Here is an 18,313-nt window from a genome sequence, read left to right on the forward strand (position 1 = left end):
GCTAAATACTACATATCTCAAGGCGAGAGAAGAGAGATACGCCACCCATAAAAAAGGCAAAGTATGCCCAACCGGAAAAGAATCCGACATAGCTGACTGGTAGATGCCCCTGGGGAGCATTGAGGGTGAAGGGCAGGTCAACGTAATCTAGCCACTTTTCGTTGGTGTGCCATCCGAGTTGATCGCCAAAGCGACAGTAAGTTTCATAGTCATAATCGGCACCAGGAGTTACCTGCACACTCTCGGTCACTAAGCTCTGCCAGATTTGTTTCTGTACACTAAAGCCAAAGCGCCCATTGCTGTACTTTACCCAGAGGGTGTTGAGAGTATAGAGGTCTTTACAAGGAAACTTGTTGATATCTGGGATGTCAAGCCAGCCTTCTTCTTCTCGTCCTGCTGCTTTGAGCATAACAGCGAGAGTTTCTTGATCTGCCTCTTGCCACTTTCTACGAATTAGTAAATCCCGTAATGGGCGGTAATCTACTCCTACATCAGAACTAAGGTCATCAACTTCACTCAAACAGGTGAAATAATCGTCTTCAGTCAAGGGCTGTAACCATTCGTGCACTGACTGAGGACGGTCTTTTGGCTCTAAGGCCATGGCTTGGAGAATTACTTGATTTAAGCGATCGCTAATACTAGGAACCAGTTCTTTTGGTGGCACCAGCTCTTCACCGTCATACTTGCGGTAAATTGACTCGGTAGGATTTAGCCCAGTTACGGCATGGTACAGTGAAGCCGCTAGAGAGTAGACATCCACCGTGGCGTGACGACTGCCTTGGTAGTATAGCTCGTAGGGTCGAAATGGTTTATTGTCAATATGGCTCGACACATTACTATCTCGGAGTATATCCCCAGGAATCTCAAAGTCAATCAATACCGGTTTGCCAGTGTTACTGACCACGATATTATGAGGGCTTATATCTAAATGCACTAGCCCTACTCCATGGATTAGATTCAAGGCTGACCCAATTTGAGTGATGTAGGCTACTGCATCAGTTTCAGGTAATGGTCCTATGCGTTGTACCAAATTCCACAAACTTTCCCCGGAAATAAAATCCATTACGAGGCAGTAGGTATCTCCTTCTTGAAACAAGTCTCTGACCTGGACCAGGGATTCAAGGTCAGCAGACAGTTGAGCCAGCAGTTGTCCTTGCTTGATAAATTGTTCTCCATAGTTGGGGTAGTCTGGAGCCAATCTCAGGCTTTCGTGTGGTGTTTTAATTACAACATCTTGATTAAGTAACTGATGGACTGCTTTGTAAGTAATTCCAAAAGCTCCACGTCCAATAATTTTATCGATCTTGTATTTACCACCATGTAACAGCTGTTGCTCTGACCAGACCATATATATTAGTTGTTAGTTGTTTATGATTCGTGTTTAGGTTTAGTAGATTTACCCTGGCTCCTAGGAGGATTATCAACTAGTTTAAGACACCCTCAATTCAAATAATATTGATAATACAAATAATGCTATAGCATTATTGAGTAAGTATTAAGCTATCAGTTATCAGCTATCAGCTATCAGCTATCAGCTATCAGCTTATGCGCTACGCGCACGGCTGACGGCTGACGGCTGACGGCTTACATTATTTACATGCTATTAAATATGATAATTAATTTTTTGAGGATTAATTTTCAGTACTCATATACTTTAGTATAATTCATTCAGGTTTGCCATCCTCTGGAGCATCAGGTGTTAGCCGTTAATTACTCTGTGAAGAGAAAAAAGCTAGCTATAGGGAATAGGGAATAGGGAATAGGGAATAGGGAATAGGGAATAGGGAATAGGGAATAGGGAATAGGGAATAGGGAATAGGGAATAGGGAATAGGGAACAGGCAAGAGGCAAGAGGCAAGAGGCAAGAGGCAAGAGGCAAGAGGCAAGAGAGAAAAAATTATGTGTACCTCATTAGGTTAGAAACCGCTATACTCATGAAAGCTACTGAGAAATGGGATGACAAATGCGTTCGCGTAGGGTGACCGTAGGTCAATCGCATTTAGCTTAAGTCCGCAGAATTTTCCCCATTTCCTGCTTGTCCCGATTCCCGACTCCCGACTCCCGATTCCCGATTCCCGATTCCCGACTCCCGACTCCCGACTCCCGAGCCATCTGTCTAGCCCTTGGCCAGTAAGATAGGATCATCCAGACTAAAGAAACGACTTACGTAAGCTATGGCGGAAGAAACCCTACCCTTACCTAACCCTGAGGACGCAAATACTCCTTCTGATACATCAGCAGACCAGCCTGCTGCTAATAAGGAACCGAAGCCTGCTGCTATAGTAGACCAACCGCCGGTTGAAATAACTGAACCGAAACCTCCTACACCATCACCAGACCAGCCTGCTGCTGTAGTAGACCAACCGCCGGTTGAAATAACTGAACCGAAACCTCCTACACCATCACCAGACCAGCCTGCTGCTAATACGGAACCGAAGCCTGCTGCTGTAGTAGACCAACCGCCGGTGGAAATAACTGAACCGAAACCTGCTGCGATCGTAGACCAACCGCCTGCGGCTAAATCAGAAGACAAACCGGCGGCTAAGGCCCCTGCGGCCAAAAAGCCTGCGGCTAAATCAGAAGACAAACCGGCGGCTAAGGCCCCTGCGGCCAAAAAGCCTGCGGCCAAATCAGAAGAGAAACCAGCGGCTAAGGCCCCTGCGGCCAAAAAGCCTGCGGCTACAGAGGCAAAAGCTAAAAAAGCCAAACCACCAGCAATTGAAAAGAAACCCTTTACTGAATTTGTGGAACAACATTATCTGCCAGCCCTTAAGACTGCTTTTGCCAAACAAGGTATTGATGATGTAGATGTGACTTTTGCTAAACAGAAAATCCCGATTCCGAGTTTGAGTCAAATGGATGACTGTTGGCAAGTAATGGGTAGTTGGCAAAATGGTCAACGGAAATTTAACGTTTATTTCCTAGACGAAGATATTAAAAAGCAAAAGGCTTTTTCGGCCTCAGCTAATGGTGTTCAACCTAGTACGATCGAATCTTTTATGATTGATGAACGGAGAGTTACTCTTGATCTAATGGTTCATTACACTATACAACGGCTAAATGCTCAGAAGTGGCTAATGTGGAATTAGTAAGTCTTGGCTAATGTTTAGGTAGATTTTAAGCTATCAGCTATCAGCGTGTCGCGTATCAGCTATCAACTATCAGCGTGTCGCGTATCAGCTGATCCGGGTAGCGTGGCCAACAGCCAAGGGATTTTATCCAGACTTTCAAGTCTGTAAAATATCAAACTATTAAATTCGGCTTTGCTTAACAATGGAATGATTTGAAGAGTTTTGTGGAACGGGCATCTTGCCCGTTACAATTCCCGGGCAGGCAAGATGCCCACCCCACTCATATTCATTCCTTGATTCAGCAATGCCATTTTTTAGTAGTGCTGACTTAAGTGATGCCAACCTCAAGAGTGCTGACCTCACTAATGCCCAGCTCAGTCGTGCTATTGTGGACAATACCCAATTTGGAGATAACTCAGGACTTGATGAATCCATCAAGCTTGACCTAATTGAACGAGGCGCAATGTTTGAGGATGTGCCAGGGGATAGCTAGGAAAGTCTTACCCCTAGCCAAAGATAGGAATTCCCGCAAACAAATGCGATCAAAGGAAAGAATGCGATTGGCCGTAGGCCACGCTACGCGATCGCATAAACAACAAAAATGCGATTGGCCGTAGGCCACGCTACGCGATCGCTTACAAATACTCAATACCCCCAACCATGTCCTCTGGAGTATATACGTCATACATCCGACTACTCACCCCGAATAGCCCTCAATCGTGATTCTAAAGGAGAAGGGGGACTATTGCGCTTCATTTGTTCCACAAACGCTGCACTTTCTGCGGTATGGCGGTCAATTTCTTCCCGATGATCGTAATAATAGGCCATTGCCGCATAAACCGCTGGCTTAGATAAATGATACTCAGAGGCAATTTCTTCTAACGATTCTCCCATCTCCAAATACATTTTGGCAATAGTAGCGACAGGCATTATAGTGCTAATAATGCGAGGTTTACCACCACAAAAATCAGGATCTATCGCAATATACTCTGTGCTGATCTGTTGGATAGACATTTGTTCAGAATTCATTATCTAAAACCCAATAATTAAAGCAAGTATTATAGTTATAATTTTGACATATAAGAGGATATGTTAAAAGTTTTTTGATACTGATTTTTGCCCCCCTAGCCCCCCAATTCTGGGGGGAACAAGAATCAATTTGCTGGTAAAAGTCCCCCAAAATTGGGGGATTTAGGGGGCTTGTATGTAGCAAATGAAACTTCCCAGACAACCTCTAAAAAAGTGTCAGGTTCTGTTCCCTGTTCCCTGTTCCCTATACTAGCGCTATAGTTTTATTTACCTTGAGACTTAGGTAGTGACAGTCCCAGATAGCCTCCAAGACCTATTTTTGCCATATCCATAAAGGTGGGGCGGTATTGTTCATCAATTACCGCTAGGGTAAGTGACCCCCCAAGTAATATCGATATAATAGCAGCTTGAACCATTTCTTTGATTGTCAGAGTTTTATGAGCCATAGGTTTTTTCGGTAACTGGTATGCTTGACTGCTACTTTTAATGGTTACCGACAAAACCCCAACCCTTGACTGTCCAATGGATTAGTTGCTAATATGTTTTGATTTCTGTATGATTGTCTTGTGCCTCAGTTGTGATTGCGCTAAACGTTATGGCGCTGGCGGCAGGGAATAGGAAACTTCGGCTCAGGGAATTATTGAGCTTGGTCATTTAGGACTGCATCGCTTACTATCTTGAATTGGTAAACACCATTACAGCTATTACTATACTTATCAAAAATTAGCCATACTATGAAAAAGTGTACCCCAGAAAAAAAAATAAAAAAGTAACTATCATCGCCACTCCAAAGGGTTTAGAGAAAGCAGAGAAAGCTTTAATCAGGCTAGGATTTGAGTCTAAAAGTAACTTGGCTAAATCACAACTTATAGGTCGCACTACAGTAACAAAGTTTTTTAAGTCCGAGCCAATTCAGCTGGATTCCTTTAAACGGATATGCGATGGACTGAAACTAGACTGGAGAGAAATCGCGGGAATAGCAGAGGAAAACCGATCAGAACTGCTAACCAGAAATGATGGCAGTAGCTCAGAGCTGTTGGAGGGGGTGGAGCAAGGGCAAGCACCTAGGCGGGAAGTGACTGTAACAGATAAACAAAGTAAAACCATTAAAGCTGTTATTGTCTTAGAAGGGGATATAGATTCAGTTCAAAATTCAAAACATATTCTATCTATTTTACGAGATTATTCAGGAGACAGTATAAAGATTATTGATATTCAACCAGGCAGCATCCGATTAATTGTAGAGGGTTCTCCAGAGGATATTGAACGGCTTAGAGCTCGAATAGAATCAGGAGAACTAAAAGAATTAAGCGGTTTTCCTGTTCAAGATATTGAAATTTTGAGCGAAAGGTTAGAGGATGATCAAAAATGGCGTCTAGTAGAAGAGATTGTTAGCCGTGGAGCTGTGGGTCAAGACTTGAGGGGTGCTGACCTGAGTGATGCCGACCTCAGTGGTGCCGATTTGAGGGGTACTGACCTCAGAGGTGCCAAGCTGAAGGGTGCCAAGCTGAAGGGTGCCAAGCTCAATGGTACCTACTTGATTCTTGACTACCTGATTCGTGCTACCAACCTGATTCTTGACTACCTGATTCGTGCCAAACTGATTCGTGGCGACCTCAGTGGTGCCGACCTGATTCTTGTCAACCTGAGTTGTGCCAACCTCAGTGGTGCCAACCTCAGTGGTGCCTACCTGATTCTTGCCAACCTCAGTGGTGCCAACCTCAGTGGTGCCAACTTGAAGAATGCCGACCTGATTCTTGCCAACCTCAGTGGTGCCAACCTCAGTGGTGCCAACTTGAAGAATGCCGACCTCAGTGGTGCCAACCTCAGTGGTGCTATTGTGGACAATGCCCGATTTGGAAATAACTCAGGAATTAATCAATCGATGAAGCGTGACCTAATTAAACGAGGCGCAATTTTTGAGGATTTGCCAGGGGATCGCTCTGAAATTTTAACCCCTAGCAAAAGATAGGAATGACTGAAATTAGGGAGTGCTGATAATTTTTTGGAATCCAGTAAGCTTCAATCAAACAAATGGGATTGACCGTAGGTCACGCTACGCGATGAAGCTAAGCTTCCGCTAAAAGCGATCGCTTACAAATACTCAACATGCTCAACCATTTATTCTAGAGTATATAGCCTTTATCATAGTAATGAGGTACACAATATTTGTGCCCTATTCCCGATTCCCTATTCCCTATTCCCTAAGCATTTAGCTATCAGCCAATAGCTAAATGCTTACCTAAAAAAAAGGGGGAGTCGCAACGGTTCCCCCTTGACAATCCCGATTTTTAGGTCAAAACTATAAAGATGATAACGAAAAAGGTAATAACTTGATTGTTAAATAACTTTATTAAATAATTCTTTTAGTTAAGTTATGTAACAGCTTTCACCGTTCAGGTTTGCTTAAGCTTTCAGGTTTGCTTAAGGATTCAGGTTTAAGCTACGGCAGGGGCAAAATGTAATAAAACTTTAAATTACGTTGTAACTCTTAACCTAAACAGGCGTTTGAGATCACCAATACCCTGGTAAACTCAGAAAGCAATATATAGCAATATACTGTTTAAGCATTCAGCTATCAGCTGTCAGCTAATCAACGGGAGATAGTAAACAAGCATCGGGGGTGCTGCTACGGCTGGTTTAAAATCCCTGTTCGTTTTACTCATCAGACCCCGTACACTTAAAGCCCCTGATAGTACCTCAAGTAGTTTGCCCGTAGCCCATGAGCTGATAGCTGATAACTGACCGCTGAATGCTTAGTCATTGGTTTGGGCTTGGGTTGAGTGACCCGGATCTGTCCACACCAGGCCACCGAGAATGGTAAGCAACTATAACAAGCAAGCAAGAGCTTAAGATGGTAGATTCCCTTAAAAAACCTGATTTTGATGAAATCCGACCCGGTATAAAGGTACCGGCGAAGGACACGATCCTAACTCCCCGGTTCTACACTACTGACTTTGAAGCAATGGCGAAGATGGACCTCTCGCCTAATCAGGATGAACTGGAAGCCATCCTGGAAGAGTTTCGAGCTGATTACAATCGTCACCATTTTGTCCGGGATGAGGAGTTTAATCAATCCTGGGATCACATTGATGGGGAAAAACGCCGGTTATTTGTTGAATTTCTGGAACGTTCCTGTACAGCGGAATTCTCTGGTTTCTTGCTCTATAAGGAATTGGGACGGCGCTTAAAGCATAAAAATCCTGTGCTGGCAGAGTGCTTTACCCTGATGTCTCGTGATGAAGCACGTCATTCGGGATTCCTGAACAAGGCTATGTCAGATTTCAATCTACAGCTGGATTTGGGATTCCTGACTAAGAGCAAGAAGTACACCTTCTTTCAGCCCAAGTTTATTTTCTACGCTACCTATCTGTCTGAGAAGATTGGCTATTGGCGGTATATTACTATCTATCGCCATTTAGAAGCTCATCCTGAAGACCGGGTCTATCCAATTTTCCGCTTCTTTGAAAACTGGTGTCAGGATGAAAACCGTCATGGGGATTTCTTTGATGCGATCATGAGAGCTCAGCCGAATACGCTGAATGATTGGCAGGCTAAGCTTTGGTCGAGATTCTTCTTGCTGTCGGTGTTTGCCACTATGTATCTGAATGATGTTCAGCGGTCTGGATTTTATGCCTCCATTGGTTTAGATGCTCGTGAGTATGATAAGCATGTGATTGAGAAGACTAACGACACCTCAGGACGGGTCTTCCCAGTTATTCTGGATGTAGACCATCCGGAATTTTATGAGCGTCTGGAGATTTGTGTCCGGAATAATGATAAGCTAAGAGCGATCGCTAACTCAAATACGCCTAAGTTCTTGCAAATATTCCAGAAGTTGCCTCTCTACATGTCTAATGCCTGGCAGCTCCTAAAATTGTACCTGATTAAGCCGTGTTTTGGCCTTAGAGCAACGGGTGGAGGCAGTAGAACAAGCGATCGCATACGCTAACTCTCCCCAGCAGTTTCTGGAGGAATACCAGGAGGATCTGGATACCCTCAAGACGGATATTATTCTAGCGCGAGAGTGGCTCAAGGATGTTGAGATTACCCATGACCAAATTACCTATCTCGTCAATGAAGCCATCCGAGGTGGTGTCCAAGGTCATCGGGCAGAACTGTTTGCGGTTCGAGTGGCTAAAGCTGCAGCAGCCTTAGATGGTCGTCAGACAGTTAATTCCGAGGATTTGCGTCGGGCCGTGGAATTGGTAATTGTCCCCCGTGCGACTATGGTAGAAACACCACCAGAAGAAGCACCACCTCCTCCTCCCCCACCCCCACAAGATCAATCTCAAGAAGAGCAAGACCAAGAGGAAGACAAGGAGGACGACAATGACTCAGAGGAGCAAGAACAGGAAGCTCCGAGTATCCCGGAAGAGTTTCTCTTTGACCCAGAAGGGGTGATACTTGACCCTAGTGTGCTTTACTTTGCTCAGATGGCACAACGGCAAGGTAAGTCCGGAAACCGTAGCATTATCTTTTCAGAAGACCGGGGTCGATATGTTAAACCGATACTACCGAAGGGGAAAGTAAGGCGGATTGCTGTAGATGCCACCCTCAGAGCTGCTGCACCCTATCAAAAAGCTCGTAGGCAACGTCATCCTAACCGTCGGGTGATTATCGAACAAGGGGATTTACGATCCAAGCGGTTAGCCCGAAGAGCTGGCTCCTTGGTAGTTTTTGTAGTAGATGCGTCAGGGTCTATGGCTCTAAACCGGATGCAATCTGCAAAAGGAGCAGTGATGCAGCTTCTGACGGAAGCTTATGAAAACCGTGACCAAGTCTCCCTGATTCCCTTCCGGGGAGAACAAGCCGATGTGCTGTTACCCCCTACCCGTTCCATTGCTTTAGCAAAGCGGCGTTTGGAGCGATTACCTTGTGGTGGCGGTTCCCCTTTAGCTCATGGATTGACTCAGGCGGTGCATGTGGGCATGAATGCTCAATTGTCTGGGGATATTGGTCAAGTGGTAATTGTGGCAATTACTGATGGTCGGGGCAATATTCCCTTAGCTCGTTCCTTGGGAGAAACTCTACCGGAAGGGGAAAAGCCAGATATTAAAGGGGAATTGTTGGAAATTGCCGCTCGCATTCGAGCTAATGGGGTTCAATTATTAGTAATTGATACCGAGAGTAAGTTTGTTTCTACTGGTTTTGCCAAGGAATTGGCCAAACAAGCCGGTGGTAAGTATTATCATTTACCGAAAGCAAATGATAAAGCGATCGCAGCTATGACTAAGAATGCGATCGCTGATCTCACATCTAGGTAAAGAAGGTTGACTATTGAATACTGTTTACTGTTGACTGTTAAGATTTAATCTAGTTATAGCGGTTTTCAACCTAGTCAGGTACACTTTTTGGGGTGCATCTCATTTTTTAAAATTTTGCGTAGTGGCGTGGCACACCTAAAAATGTTTGTTGGGTTTCCCTACCGCTCAACCCAACAAAGCGTTACTGGTGTTGGGTTTCATTCTTCAACCCAACCTACGCTTATTGCACCATTTTAAATGTGTCGGTCCAGTAGGGTGCGTTAGGGGGGCCTTAATTTTTCGCCTCGTAGTCAGGGTTATGTTGCTGCCCGTAACGCACCACCGTGTCAAACAGCAAAAATGAGATGCACCCAATTTTTGGGCTTTTAGGTAGCAGGGAGCAGCTATTAGTAAAGTCGGAATAAGAAAGAAATAAAAAGTTTTGTGTACATCCTTAGGTTAAAAACCGCTAGATTTCTATTTTGTCACTATCCTAAAAGCAGTACAAGCAATAAAACAACTATGAGATCTAGAATTAAATTTTTGAGCTTTCTATTATCAGCAGCAGTATTGGGGTTAACGGTAGAGTTAGCTACTCATACTTCTAGTGTAGAAGCAGGAACTAGGAGGGTTTGTGTAGGTGGACTATGTCGGGAGATTTACGTTCCAGACGTAAATGTTCCAGGGATAAATGATATAAGACGTGAAATACAAAATTGTTTCAGTGGTGGATGCGATCCAGGTAGACTGATTGATATAGGAATTCCTGTTGAAGAAATATGGGGGGAGGCTGGTAGAGGAGCTTATCGCGCTGCTGCTGAATGGATGAGAACGAACAATAGCAGTGGTCGTTCCTTAGACAACTTTCAGAAGCGATATCTACGACCTCATTTTGGAGATTTGGTTGACCGTGTTAGAGTTACCTACAATGCTAACTTGCTAGATGAATGGTCAGCTTTTGGGTATAAAATTAGTCAAGGCTCTGGAGCTCAAGCTTATTGCGACCAAATTTATGTTAACGATTCATATAGGTCGAGTGATACTAATCAGCTTGTTTTACTAGCTCATGAGCTTATTCATTCCCAGCAGTGTCAACGGCATGGTGGTTACTATGGTTTTGGTTATCATTATTTCAAAGAATATAAGAAGGCTAACCAAAATTACAGAAACAATAAGTTAGAACAAGAAGCTTTCACTTTTGAGGATCAGTTTGCCGGATGGATAGGTGTACAGGTAGCTGTTGGGGGAATACTTAGTGATTATCATTCTGGTTGTAACAGCTTAGGAAAATCACGTTCACCAGATTGCGTTGCAGCGATTCACCGATATTGCGATAAAAACAGTCGTGGCGGTGCGGGATTAAGCCAAGAAGTTGGAGCTGGTGTGTTTGGAGTAGCCTGCTTTAACCCTACATGGTATGGCGATGTTTCTGTTAATACTCTTCGTAGTTATCACCAAGGATGTGACAACTTAGGAAAATCACAAGCTCCAGAATGCGTTGCAGCGATCCACCGATATTGCTTTGAGAAACATGGTGCAGGGGCAGGATTAAGCCAAGAAGTTGGGGCTGGTGTTTTTGGAGTAGCCTGTTTTAACCCTACATGGTATGGCGATGTTTCTGTTAATACTCTTCGTAGTTATCACCAAGGATGTGACAACTTAGGAAAATCACAAGCTCCAGAATGCGTTGCAGCGATGCACCGATATTGCTTTGAGAAACGTGGTGCAGGGGCAGGATTAAGCCAAGAAGTTGGGGCTGGTGTTTTTGGAGTAGCCTGTTTTAACCCTACATGGTATGGCGATGTTGCTCCAGTACTGAGACGCTAATTTAGATAAAATGCAAAAGGCATGGTGGCGATTGCTCTTTGAGATACTTCTAAGTACTCCTCAACTAGAAAAAAATTCATCAATACCCCCAGTAAAAGTCGGCGAGGTAATAAACAAGCGATCGCTACTGTCGGGGATTTTAGGAGCTGCGATCGCTTGCCTTAAAATGATTTTTCGATCTACTGATCCTGTTTGCCTCCTTGAGTTAACAGCGGGGAAAGCCCATTTCTCCCCTTACCGCCCTTTGCTTCTATCCCCTCAGGACTTACCCACCAAGACCCATAAAACCTGGTTTCTAGTTACAAGTCAAAGGGTGAAATCGCTGTAATTACCGTCAATAATAGGGTTTGGGGCGTAAGTGCTAAACTTGATATAATTTGCGCAAAAGATGACCAAGTGTTGAATCAAGAACCATGAAACGCCGAAAATTTTTTAGTAACGCTGCGATTGGTGCAGCCAGTACAGCTGCCTTAGCCTCCTGTAATCAAGCTAGTACAGGACCAGTTGCTCAATCCGGCAGTCAGCCTATGGTTCGATGGAAAATGGTCACGAGCTGGCCAAAATCTCTCGATACTATCTATGGGGGAGCTGATACTGTCTGTAAGCGGGTCAGTGCCATGACCAATGGGCGTTTCCAGATTACCCCCTCTGCGGCTGGTGAAATTGTACCAGGATTAGAGGTTCTCGATGCCGTCCAACAGGGAACCGTTGAGTGTGGTCATACCGCTAGTTACTACTACGTTGGCAAAAATCCTGCCCTAGCATTTGGCACTAGTGTACCCTTTGGTCTAACTGCTCCACAACAAAATGCTTGGTTGTACCACGGTGGTGGCTTGGAATTGATGCAGGAACTCTATGCTGACTTTGGGGTGATTAATTTTCCAGCAGGTAACACCAGTGCTCAGATGGGAGGTTGGTTCAAGAAACAAATTAATTCTGTAGGTGACCTGAAGGGATTAAAAATGCGTATCCCTGGATTGGGAGGTAAAGTGATGGAGCGCTTGGGGGTGAATGTCCAAGTATTACCTGGGGGTGAAATTTTCCTTGCCCTAGACCGGGGAACCATTGATGCTGCTGAATGGGTTGGTCCCTATGATGATGAGAAGCTGGGCTTGTACAAAGCAGCTAAGTTCTATTATTATCCAGGCTGGTGGGAACCCGGACCAACCCTAGAGGTACAGGTTAATAAAAAAGCTTGGGATAAGTTGCCCAAGGAGTATCAGGAAATTTTTAAAGATGCCGCCAGGTACGCCAATATAAATATGGCGGCTCAGTATGATGCTTTGAATGGAGGGGCATTGGAACGCTTGATTAAAGCGGGTGTTAAGCTGACTCCTTACTCTCAAGACATTTTGCAGGCCGCTGAGAAAGCATCATTCGAGTTATTTGAGGAAGATGCTAGCAAAGATGCCAAGTTTAAGAAAGTTTATGAACAGTGGAAAGGGTTTCGCAACCAAGTTTACAAGTGGAATGGCACAAATGAATTGAATTTTGCTAATTTCGCCTTTTCTCGGAACTAGAGCACTATCGCCATCTTAAATTACCATATTTTTTCACTGAGGGGTGTCACCCATCATTTTATGCTATATTGGGATCAGTAGATAGATGCACCCTGATGATCCAGAGAGTCTTTTTGACGGCTCTCTTATTTTTTTGCAAAAATTGATACGTGAACATATAGCACTACGCATTTAGATTAGGACATTCCTAAATTCCAAAACTTAGTCATAGCTTACTTTTGACTTCTGACTTCTAACTTCTGACTTCTAACTTCTGACTTCCGCGTAGCGCTATACCTAGGGTCAGCTGCTTGGAAAATTATTAACTGAGGGGTGACACCCCTCGCTCAATCTGTTATATTGAGATCAGTAGATAGATGCACCCTGATGACCTAGAGAGTCTTTTTGACGGCTCTCTTATTTTTTTTTGGAAAAGCGATTGGTGCTTTGCCACCAAATAAAAAAGCGCTCCCTTTTTGGAGAGCGCTGTTAGGGGGTACCTTTGTACTCCCCTAGGGGTGATCGGATTACGATCTTATTAGCCGTTGATCGCTGGAGCAGTCAAAGCTACAGGAGTAGCTTCAGCAGCTGCTAGGTCTAGAGGGAAGTTGTGAGCGTTACGCTCGTGCATTACCTCGAAACCTAGGTTGGCACGGTTTAGTACGTCAGCCCAGGTGTTGATCACGTGACCTTGTGAGTCGATGATGCTCTGGTTGAAGTTGAAACCGTTGAGGTTAAATGCCATGGTGCTGATGCCCAGTGCAGTAAACCAGATGCCGATTACAGGCCATGCACCTAAGAAGAAGTGCAAGGAACGGCTGTTGTTGAAGGAAGCGTATTGGAAGATTAAACGACCGAAGTAGCCGTGAGCTGCCACGATGTTGTAAGTTTCTTCCTCTTGACCGAACTTGTAACCATAGTTCTGAGACTCAGTTTCAGTAGTCTCACGTACTAAGGAGGAGGTTACCAAAGAACCGTGCATTGCACTGAACAAGGAACCACCGAATACACCAGCTACACCTAGCATGTGGAAGGGGTGCATTAGGATGTTGTGCTCAGCTTGGAACACGAACATGAAGTTGAAGGTTCCGCTGATACCTAGAGGCATACCATCGGAGAAAGAACCTTGTCCGATTGGGTAGATTAGGAACACGGCGCTAGCAGCTGCAACCGGTGCGCTGTAAGCTACGCAGATCCAAGGACGCATACCTAAACGGTAGCTTAGTTCCCACTCACGACCCATGTAGGCGAATACACCAATCAGGAAGTGGAACACTACCAACTGGTAAGGACCACCGTTGTATAGCCACTCATCTAAGGAAGCAGCTTCCCAGATTGGGTAGAAGTGTAGGCCAATGGCGTTAGAAGAAGGAACAACAGCACCAGAGATGATGTTGTTTCCGTACATCAAGGAACCAGCAACGGGCTCGCGGATACCATCGATGTCCACAGGAGGAGCAGCGATGAAAGCAATGATGAAGCAGGTGGTAGCAGCTAGCAGGGTTGGGATCATTAATACACCAAACCAACCTACATAGAGGCGGTTGTTGGTGGAGGTGACCCAATTGCAGAACTGAGACCACACAGAGGTGTTGCTCTGCTGTAATACAGTAGTCATGTTCTTATGATTGCGGGTATGAATATGAAGTTATCGAGGTTCGTCCGGCTTGTGTGCGCCTTCATGTACTTATATTAAGCAATATATTTATTTTTGTAAAGGGTTTTGAGAGTAATTTACCCTCAGGTTATTAAATAATGTAAATAAGTAAAAGTTATATTAAAGAAGTCTTGACAAATAAATATGAATGTGATATAGGAAGAATAGGTAAACCAAAATAGCGATCGCATACAAGATAGCGATCGCATAAAACTAGAGGCCCTCCATCGAACGCCTATATATATAGAGCCTGAAATATAGAGCCTGAGCCTGGTTCTTTCCGTAACTCCTAACTTAGAAACCTACTTACGACTAAGCACTCAACACTGAGCATTAAAAAAAACCTCAGCCAGGAGGCCACTTCATTTGGCGTTGACCCAAAATGTGCAAATGCAGGTGATCAACAGTTTGACCACCATCAGCACCATTATTAATCACCAGTCGATAGCCATTGGTCAAACCGGCTTGCTCAGCAACTTGCTTAGCAGTTAAGAGCAGGTGTCCCATCAGGGCTTGATCTTCAGACTGAGCTGCTGCCAGTTGAGGAATGGGCTTCTTGGGAATTACCAGAATATGAACTGGTGCCTGAGGGTTAATATCCTTGAAGGCAAGGGCTAAATCGTCTTCATAAACAATATCCGCTGGAATTTCTCGGCGGATAATCTTGCTAAAGATGGTTTCGCTCATAGCAGCTGCCAATACTATGTTTACTAGATCAGATGCAATTGTGACACAAAATGTCAGTTAGCTATAGCATTTTTATTTGAGTTGTGAACATAGTCGCGCTTGGGTATTGGCAATAGGCAATAGGCATGCTAGCAAGAGGGAAGAAAGTAGATCGGGATTTTTGGTAGCGATGCAGCGCGGTCTTGGGGGTTTCCCCCATTAGCGACTGCATCAAGACAATGGAAAGAACTTTCATTCTTGTGAGACCATAATGCCCGCGTTATAGTTCACAAAATAGTTATAATTGTGCAACCACTATCATCTGAAACGATTTCCTCATATCTATTGGATATAGGGCTGTGTACTGATACTTTTAACCCGGACAAATTCTGACATCTTGGATATCTAGGATATCCAAGATGTCAGAAAAGCTGAGTACTACATCCCCGACTGCTTCGAGGAAGGTGGTAATTACGGTCGATGCCTGGTATTATCCAGGGCACCTCCGCTCCAGAACCGTGCGTGAAGTCGGGTAAGGTTTGTAGATTACTCTACTCCCCTCCCCTAAGAACCGGACTTGACAGTTACCCATCATCCGGCTCAAGCCTTACTTCAAGCCTTCTGCTTGGTTTTCTTTTTGCCATGAAGTTACTAAAAATGCGATCGCTACCAGGGAACCCACCATCAGGGTGGCGTAACTGAGCATCATGATGCTAACATGCATCATTAACCAATTGGATTTCAGAGCAGGTACCAATGGAGCACTTTCCTGCATGTCTGGTGGTAGGGATAGAGCGGCAAACGCGGTAATTCCCATGGCGACTGGTGCAGTAGCCACGCCCACAAATCGGCTGCGACTCATGTTTTCAGCAATTAGATGAACTGTGGTAATTCCCCAGGTCAGGAAAAATAGGGATTCATAGAGATTACTGATCGGGAAGTAGCCCGCCTCTAGCCATCTTGCTCCGAGTAGGGTAGCAGTGCAAAGGTTGGCGGTTGCCATCCCTGATGTTCCTAAGGGTGACAAATAAGGGATTTTAGGAAAAGCGGCTCCTACCCAGTAAATTAACATCGTCACAAACAGGACGAAAAAGGCAATATTATCTAATTTGTTCTGGAGTGTAACCAGATCCATACAGTGTTCTCTCTCAAGTTAATTTTGTATAAAGCTTATATTATTGCAGCATTACTACTATCCTATCGGTTAGATGTGCCCCTTTTGATAGAGTGCTAGTGCCTGATACCGAGTTGTATTCAAAAATAGTAGATTGGTTGGATAGGGAGATGGGGAGATAGGGAGATGGGGAGATAGGGAGATGGGGAAATTGGGGGAAGAGAAAGTTGTATGTTTGACCGCAACTTGGTATGAGTACCCACATTCCGCCCCCTCAAGTTTGAGACTTGCGGTTCCTTCCTACAAAAAAAGCGCCCTTCCTCACAGAAGAACGCTTTATTGCAAGAGGTGCGATCGCTCGCGCCTCTTTCCCGGGTCAAGATTAACCATTGATGATAGGAGCACTCACAGCAACTGGAGCCACCTCACTAGCAGCCAAATCGAGAGGGAAGTTGTGAGCATTACGCTCGTGCATCACTTCAAAGCCCAAGTTAGCCCGGTTAAGCACATCAGCCCAGGTGTTGATGACGTGACCTTGAGAATCGAGCACGGACTGGTTGAAGTTGAAGCCGTTCAGGTTGAAGGCCATAGTGCTAATACCTAAAGCGGTAAACCAGATGCCAACCACTGGCCAAGCACCCAAGAAGAAGTGCAAGGAACGGCTGTTGTTGAAGCTAGCATACTGGAAGATCAAACGGCCAAAGTAGCCATGAGCCGCAACGATGTTGTAGGTTTCTTCTTCTTGACCGAACTTGTAACCATAGTTCTGAGACTCGATTTCGGTAGTTTCACGAACCAGGGAAGAGGTCACTAGAGAACCGTGCATCGCACTAAACAAAGCACCACCAAATACACCAGCTACACCGAGCATATGGAAGGGGTGCATCAGGATATTGTGTTCTGCTTGGAATACGAACATGAAGTTGAAGGTACCACTGATTCCTAGAGGCATGCCATCAGAGAAACTGCCTTGACCAATGGGGTAGATCAGGAAAACAGAGGTAGCGGCAGCCACAGGGGCACTGTAAGCTACGCAAATCCAAGGACGCATACCCAGACGATAGCTCAGCTCCCACTGACGACCCATCCAGCAGAAGATGCCAACTAGGAAGTGAAACACAATCAGCTGGTAAGGGCCACCGTTGTATAACCATTCATCCAAGGACGCGGCTTCCCAAATCGGGTAGAAGTGCAAGCCGATAGCATTTGAAGAAGGTACAACGGCACCAGAAATGATGTTGTTACCGTAGATCAGAGAGCCAGCCACCGGTTCACGGATACCGTCGATGTCCACTGGAGGAGCAGCGATGAAGGCGATGATAAAGCAGATGGTAGCGGTTAGCAAGCAAGGGATCATCAAAACACCAAACCAGCCTACGTAGAGGCGGTTATTGGTGGAGGTAATCCAGTTACAAAACCGATCCCAAAGATTGCCGCTTTCACGACCTCTTAATGTAGTTGTCATGGTTCAAATATTATGGCAATTAACGGAAAGTGCCAGAGGTGAAGATGCGGTGCGACCCCGGTCGGGTTTCCCGACAAGCGTGAAGGCGCACCTAGAAAATAGTCTTCTTGCCTTGGCTTATGATTAATACTATTAACACTAATCTTGAATCTGCACGTTTTTTTATATTTCTTAATATCAACGAAATTTTTACTTATTTGATTTTGCATTTATTCAATTAATTAAACATTTATTTGCTTTAATTAATCTTTATTTAACTAACTTTAAAAATCGAAATAAATGTAAGGGAGACCACTCTGAGGAGCAAACAACCAAACTACGTAGAGACCTACTGGTACCAACAACAACTTCACCGGCCAGTTGAGTTGTAATTTCAGACCCCTTCGGATACTGTAAACCCCAGCCATTGAGGCTGCTAAGCTAACTAACAGCAGAAGCACCCAGAAGCGTTCCATACCAATAGCGGTTAAGTAGACTTTTTGACCAAATTGGATGTCAGCTGGGTGACCCCAGAGATTCTGGATGACTAAACTGGCTTGTGTGAGATTGGGGATGCGGAAAAAAATCCAGGCAGTAAACACCATAAATTGGGTCAAAAACCAGCTTACCAAGACCCCTGACCAACTTTGCCACCAACGTTTTATCCCATCTCTATTTTCACAGAAAGCTTCGGTCAAGCGATGAAGAACCAACGCCAGACCATGCAAGCCACCCCAGGCTACAAATCCCCAAGCTGCTC

General features: G+C 44.7%; 15 protein-coding genes and 3 pseudogenes. 9 read left to right on the forward strand and 9 right to left on the reverse strand.

The window, feature by feature from the left end:
• Position 1: 1 nt before the first annotated feature.
• Positions 2 to 1,348: a serine/threonine-protein kinase gene (locus F6K57_RS09040; RefSeq protein ID WP_075896684.1), complete on the reverse strand. Its 1,347-nt coding sequence runs from the start codon at positions 1,346 to 1,348 to the stop codon at positions 2 to 4.
• A gap of 388 nt (positions 1,349 to 1,736) precedes the next feature.
• Positions 1,737 to 1,886: a hypothetical protein gene (locus tag F6K57_RS09045; protein ID WP_293066754.1), complete on the reverse strand. Its 150-nt coding sequence runs from the start codon at positions 1,884 to 1,886 to the stop codon at positions 1,737 to 1,739.
• Between the two features lie 288 nt (positions 1,887 to 2,174).
• Between F6K57_RS09045 and F6K57_RS09050 the strand changes: the two genes are divergently transcribed.
• The 3 genes from F6K57_RS09050 (at position 2,175) to F6K57_RS09060 (ending at position 3,688) form a co-directional block, all read left to right on the forward strand.
• The gene (locus F6K57_RS09050; RefSeq protein ID WP_293066757.1) at positions 2,175 to 3,089 is read left to right on the forward strand and encodes a DUF2996 domain-containing protein; all 915 of its coding nucleotides are present in this window, start codon (positions 2,175 to 2,177) and stop codon (positions 3,087 to 3,089) included.
• A 286-nt stretch (positions 3,090 to 3,375) separates the two neighbouring features.
• On the forward strand, positions 3,376 to 3,564 hold the full coding sequence (locus tag F6K57_RS09055; protein WP_075896688.1) for a pentapeptide repeat-containing protein: 189 nt from the start codon (positions 3,376 to 3,378) through the stop codon (positions 3,562 to 3,564).
• Positions 3,539 to 3,688, forward strand: a complete 150-nt coding sequence (locus F6K57_RS09060) for a hypothetical protein (RefSeq protein ID WP_293066760.1) — start codon at positions 3,539 to 3,541, stop codon at positions 3,686 to 3,688. Before F6K57_RS09055 ends, F6K57_RS09060 begins: the two co-directional genes overlap by 26 nt.
• A 76-nt stretch (positions 3,689 to 3,764) precedes the next feature.
• Here the strand turns inward: F6K57_RS09060 and F6K57_RS09065 are convergent, their stop codons facing one another.
• Positions 3,765 to 4,100: a DUF433 domain-containing protein gene (locus F6K57_RS09065; protein WP_198953950.1), complete on the reverse strand. Its 336-nt coding sequence runs from the start codon at positions 4,098 to 4,100 to the stop codon at positions 3,765 to 3,767.
• A 263-nt stretch (positions 4,101 to 4,363) separates the two neighbouring features.
• A complete protein-coding gene (locus F6K57_RS09070) occupies positions 4,364 to 4,546 on the reverse strand; it encodes a hypothetical protein (protein ID WP_075896690.1) in 183 nt (60 codons plus the stop codon).
• 296 nt (positions 4,547 to 4,842) lie between these two features.
• Between F6K57_RS09070 and F6K57_RS09075 the strand changes: the two genes are divergently transcribed.
• The 5 genes and pseudogenes from F6K57_RS09075 to F6K57_RS09095 all read left to right on the forward strand — a co-directional run bounded on the left by F6K57_RS09075 (position 4,843) and on the right by F6K57_RS09095 (position 12,693).
• Positions 4,843 to 6,072, forward strand: coding sequence for a pentapeptide repeat-containing protein (locus F6K57_RS09075; RefSeq protein WP_293066765.1), 1,230 nt, complete (start codon positions 4,843 to 4,845; stop codon positions 6,070 to 6,072).
• Between the two features lie 882 nt (positions 6,073 to 6,954).
• Positions 6,955 to 8,052 (forward strand): magnesium-protoporphyrin IX monomethyl ester (oxidative) cyclase, encoded by a 1,098-nt coding sequence (gene acsF / locus F6K57_RS09080; RefSeq protein WP_293066768.1) that lies wholly within the window; start codon positions 6,955 to 6,957, stop codon positions 8,050 to 8,052.
• Positions 7,997 to 9,367, forward strand: a pseudogene (gene bchD, locus F6K57_RS09085) (magnesium chelatase ATPase subunit D); the annotation flags it as partial. The gene acsF and the pseudogene bchD, both read left to right, overlap by 56 nt.
• Positions 9,368 to 9,868: 501 nt before the next feature.
• A complete protein-coding gene (locus F6K57_RS09090; RefSeq protein ID WP_293027258.1) occupies positions 9,869 to 11,173 on the forward strand; it encodes a hypothetical protein in 1,305 nt (434 codons plus the stop codon).
• A gap of 413 nt (positions 11,174 to 11,586) precedes the next feature.
• Positions 11,587 to 12,693 (forward strand): TRAP transporter substrate-binding protein, encoded by a 1,107-nt coding sequence (locus F6K57_RS09095; RefSeq protein ID WP_293027261.1) that lies wholly within the window; start codon positions 11,587 to 11,589, stop codon positions 12,691 to 12,693.
• 517 nt (positions 12,694 to 13,210) lie between these two features.
• Here the strand turns inward: F6K57_RS09095 and psbA (F6K57_RS09100) are convergent.
• The 4 genes and pseudogenes from psbA (F6K57_RS09100) to psbA (F6K57_RS09115) form a co-directional block, all read right to left on the reverse strand.
• Positions 13,211 to 14,290: a photosystem II q(b) protein gene (gene psbA, locus F6K57_RS09100; protein ID WP_070393396.1), complete on the reverse strand. Its 1,080-nt coding sequence runs from the start codon at positions 14,288 to 14,290 to the stop codon at positions 13,211 to 13,213.
• A 384-nt stretch (positions 14,291 to 14,674) separates the two neighbouring features.
• Complete coding sequence (locus F6K57_RS09105) at positions 14,675 to 15,016, reverse strand: histidine triad nucleotide-binding protein (RefSeq protein ID WP_075902343.1); 342 nt, start codon at positions 15,014 to 15,016, stop codon at positions 14,675 to 14,677.
• A 628-nt stretch (positions 15,017 to 15,644) separates the two neighbouring features.
• A pseudogene (ccsA, locus tag F6K57_RS09110) lies at positions 15,645 to 16,130 on the reverse strand (cytochrome c biogenesis protein CcsA); the annotation flags it as partial.
• Between the two features lie 361 nt (positions 16,131 to 16,491).
• Entirely contained in the window at positions 16,492 to 17,574 is a 1,083-nt protein-coding gene (gene psbA, locus F6K57_RS09115; protein WP_070396249.1) for a photosystem II q(b) protein, read from the reverse strand.
• On the opposite strand from psbA (F6K57_RS09115), the gene F6K57_RS09120 reads away from it, so the two are divergent.
• Complete coding sequence (locus F6K57_RS09120) at positions 17,573 to 17,701, forward strand: hypothetical protein (RefSeq protein ID WP_293053917.1); 129 nt, start codon at positions 17,573 to 17,575, stop codon at positions 17,699 to 17,701. The two genes, psbA (F6K57_RS09115) and F6K57_RS09120, sit on opposite strands and share 2 nt — an antisense overlap.
• A 136-nt stretch (positions 17,702 to 17,837) precedes the next feature.
• Here the strand turns inward: F6K57_RS09120 and F6K57_RS09125 are convergent.
• Positions 17,838 to 18,313: pseudogene (locus F6K57_RS09125) on the reverse strand (MBOAT family protein); the annotation flags it as partial.

The organism is Moorena sp. SIO4A5 (genome assembly GCF_010672005.1).
Taxonomy (GTDB): Bacteria; Cyanobacteriota; Cyanobacteriia; order Cyanobacteriales; family Coleofasciculaceae; genus Moorena.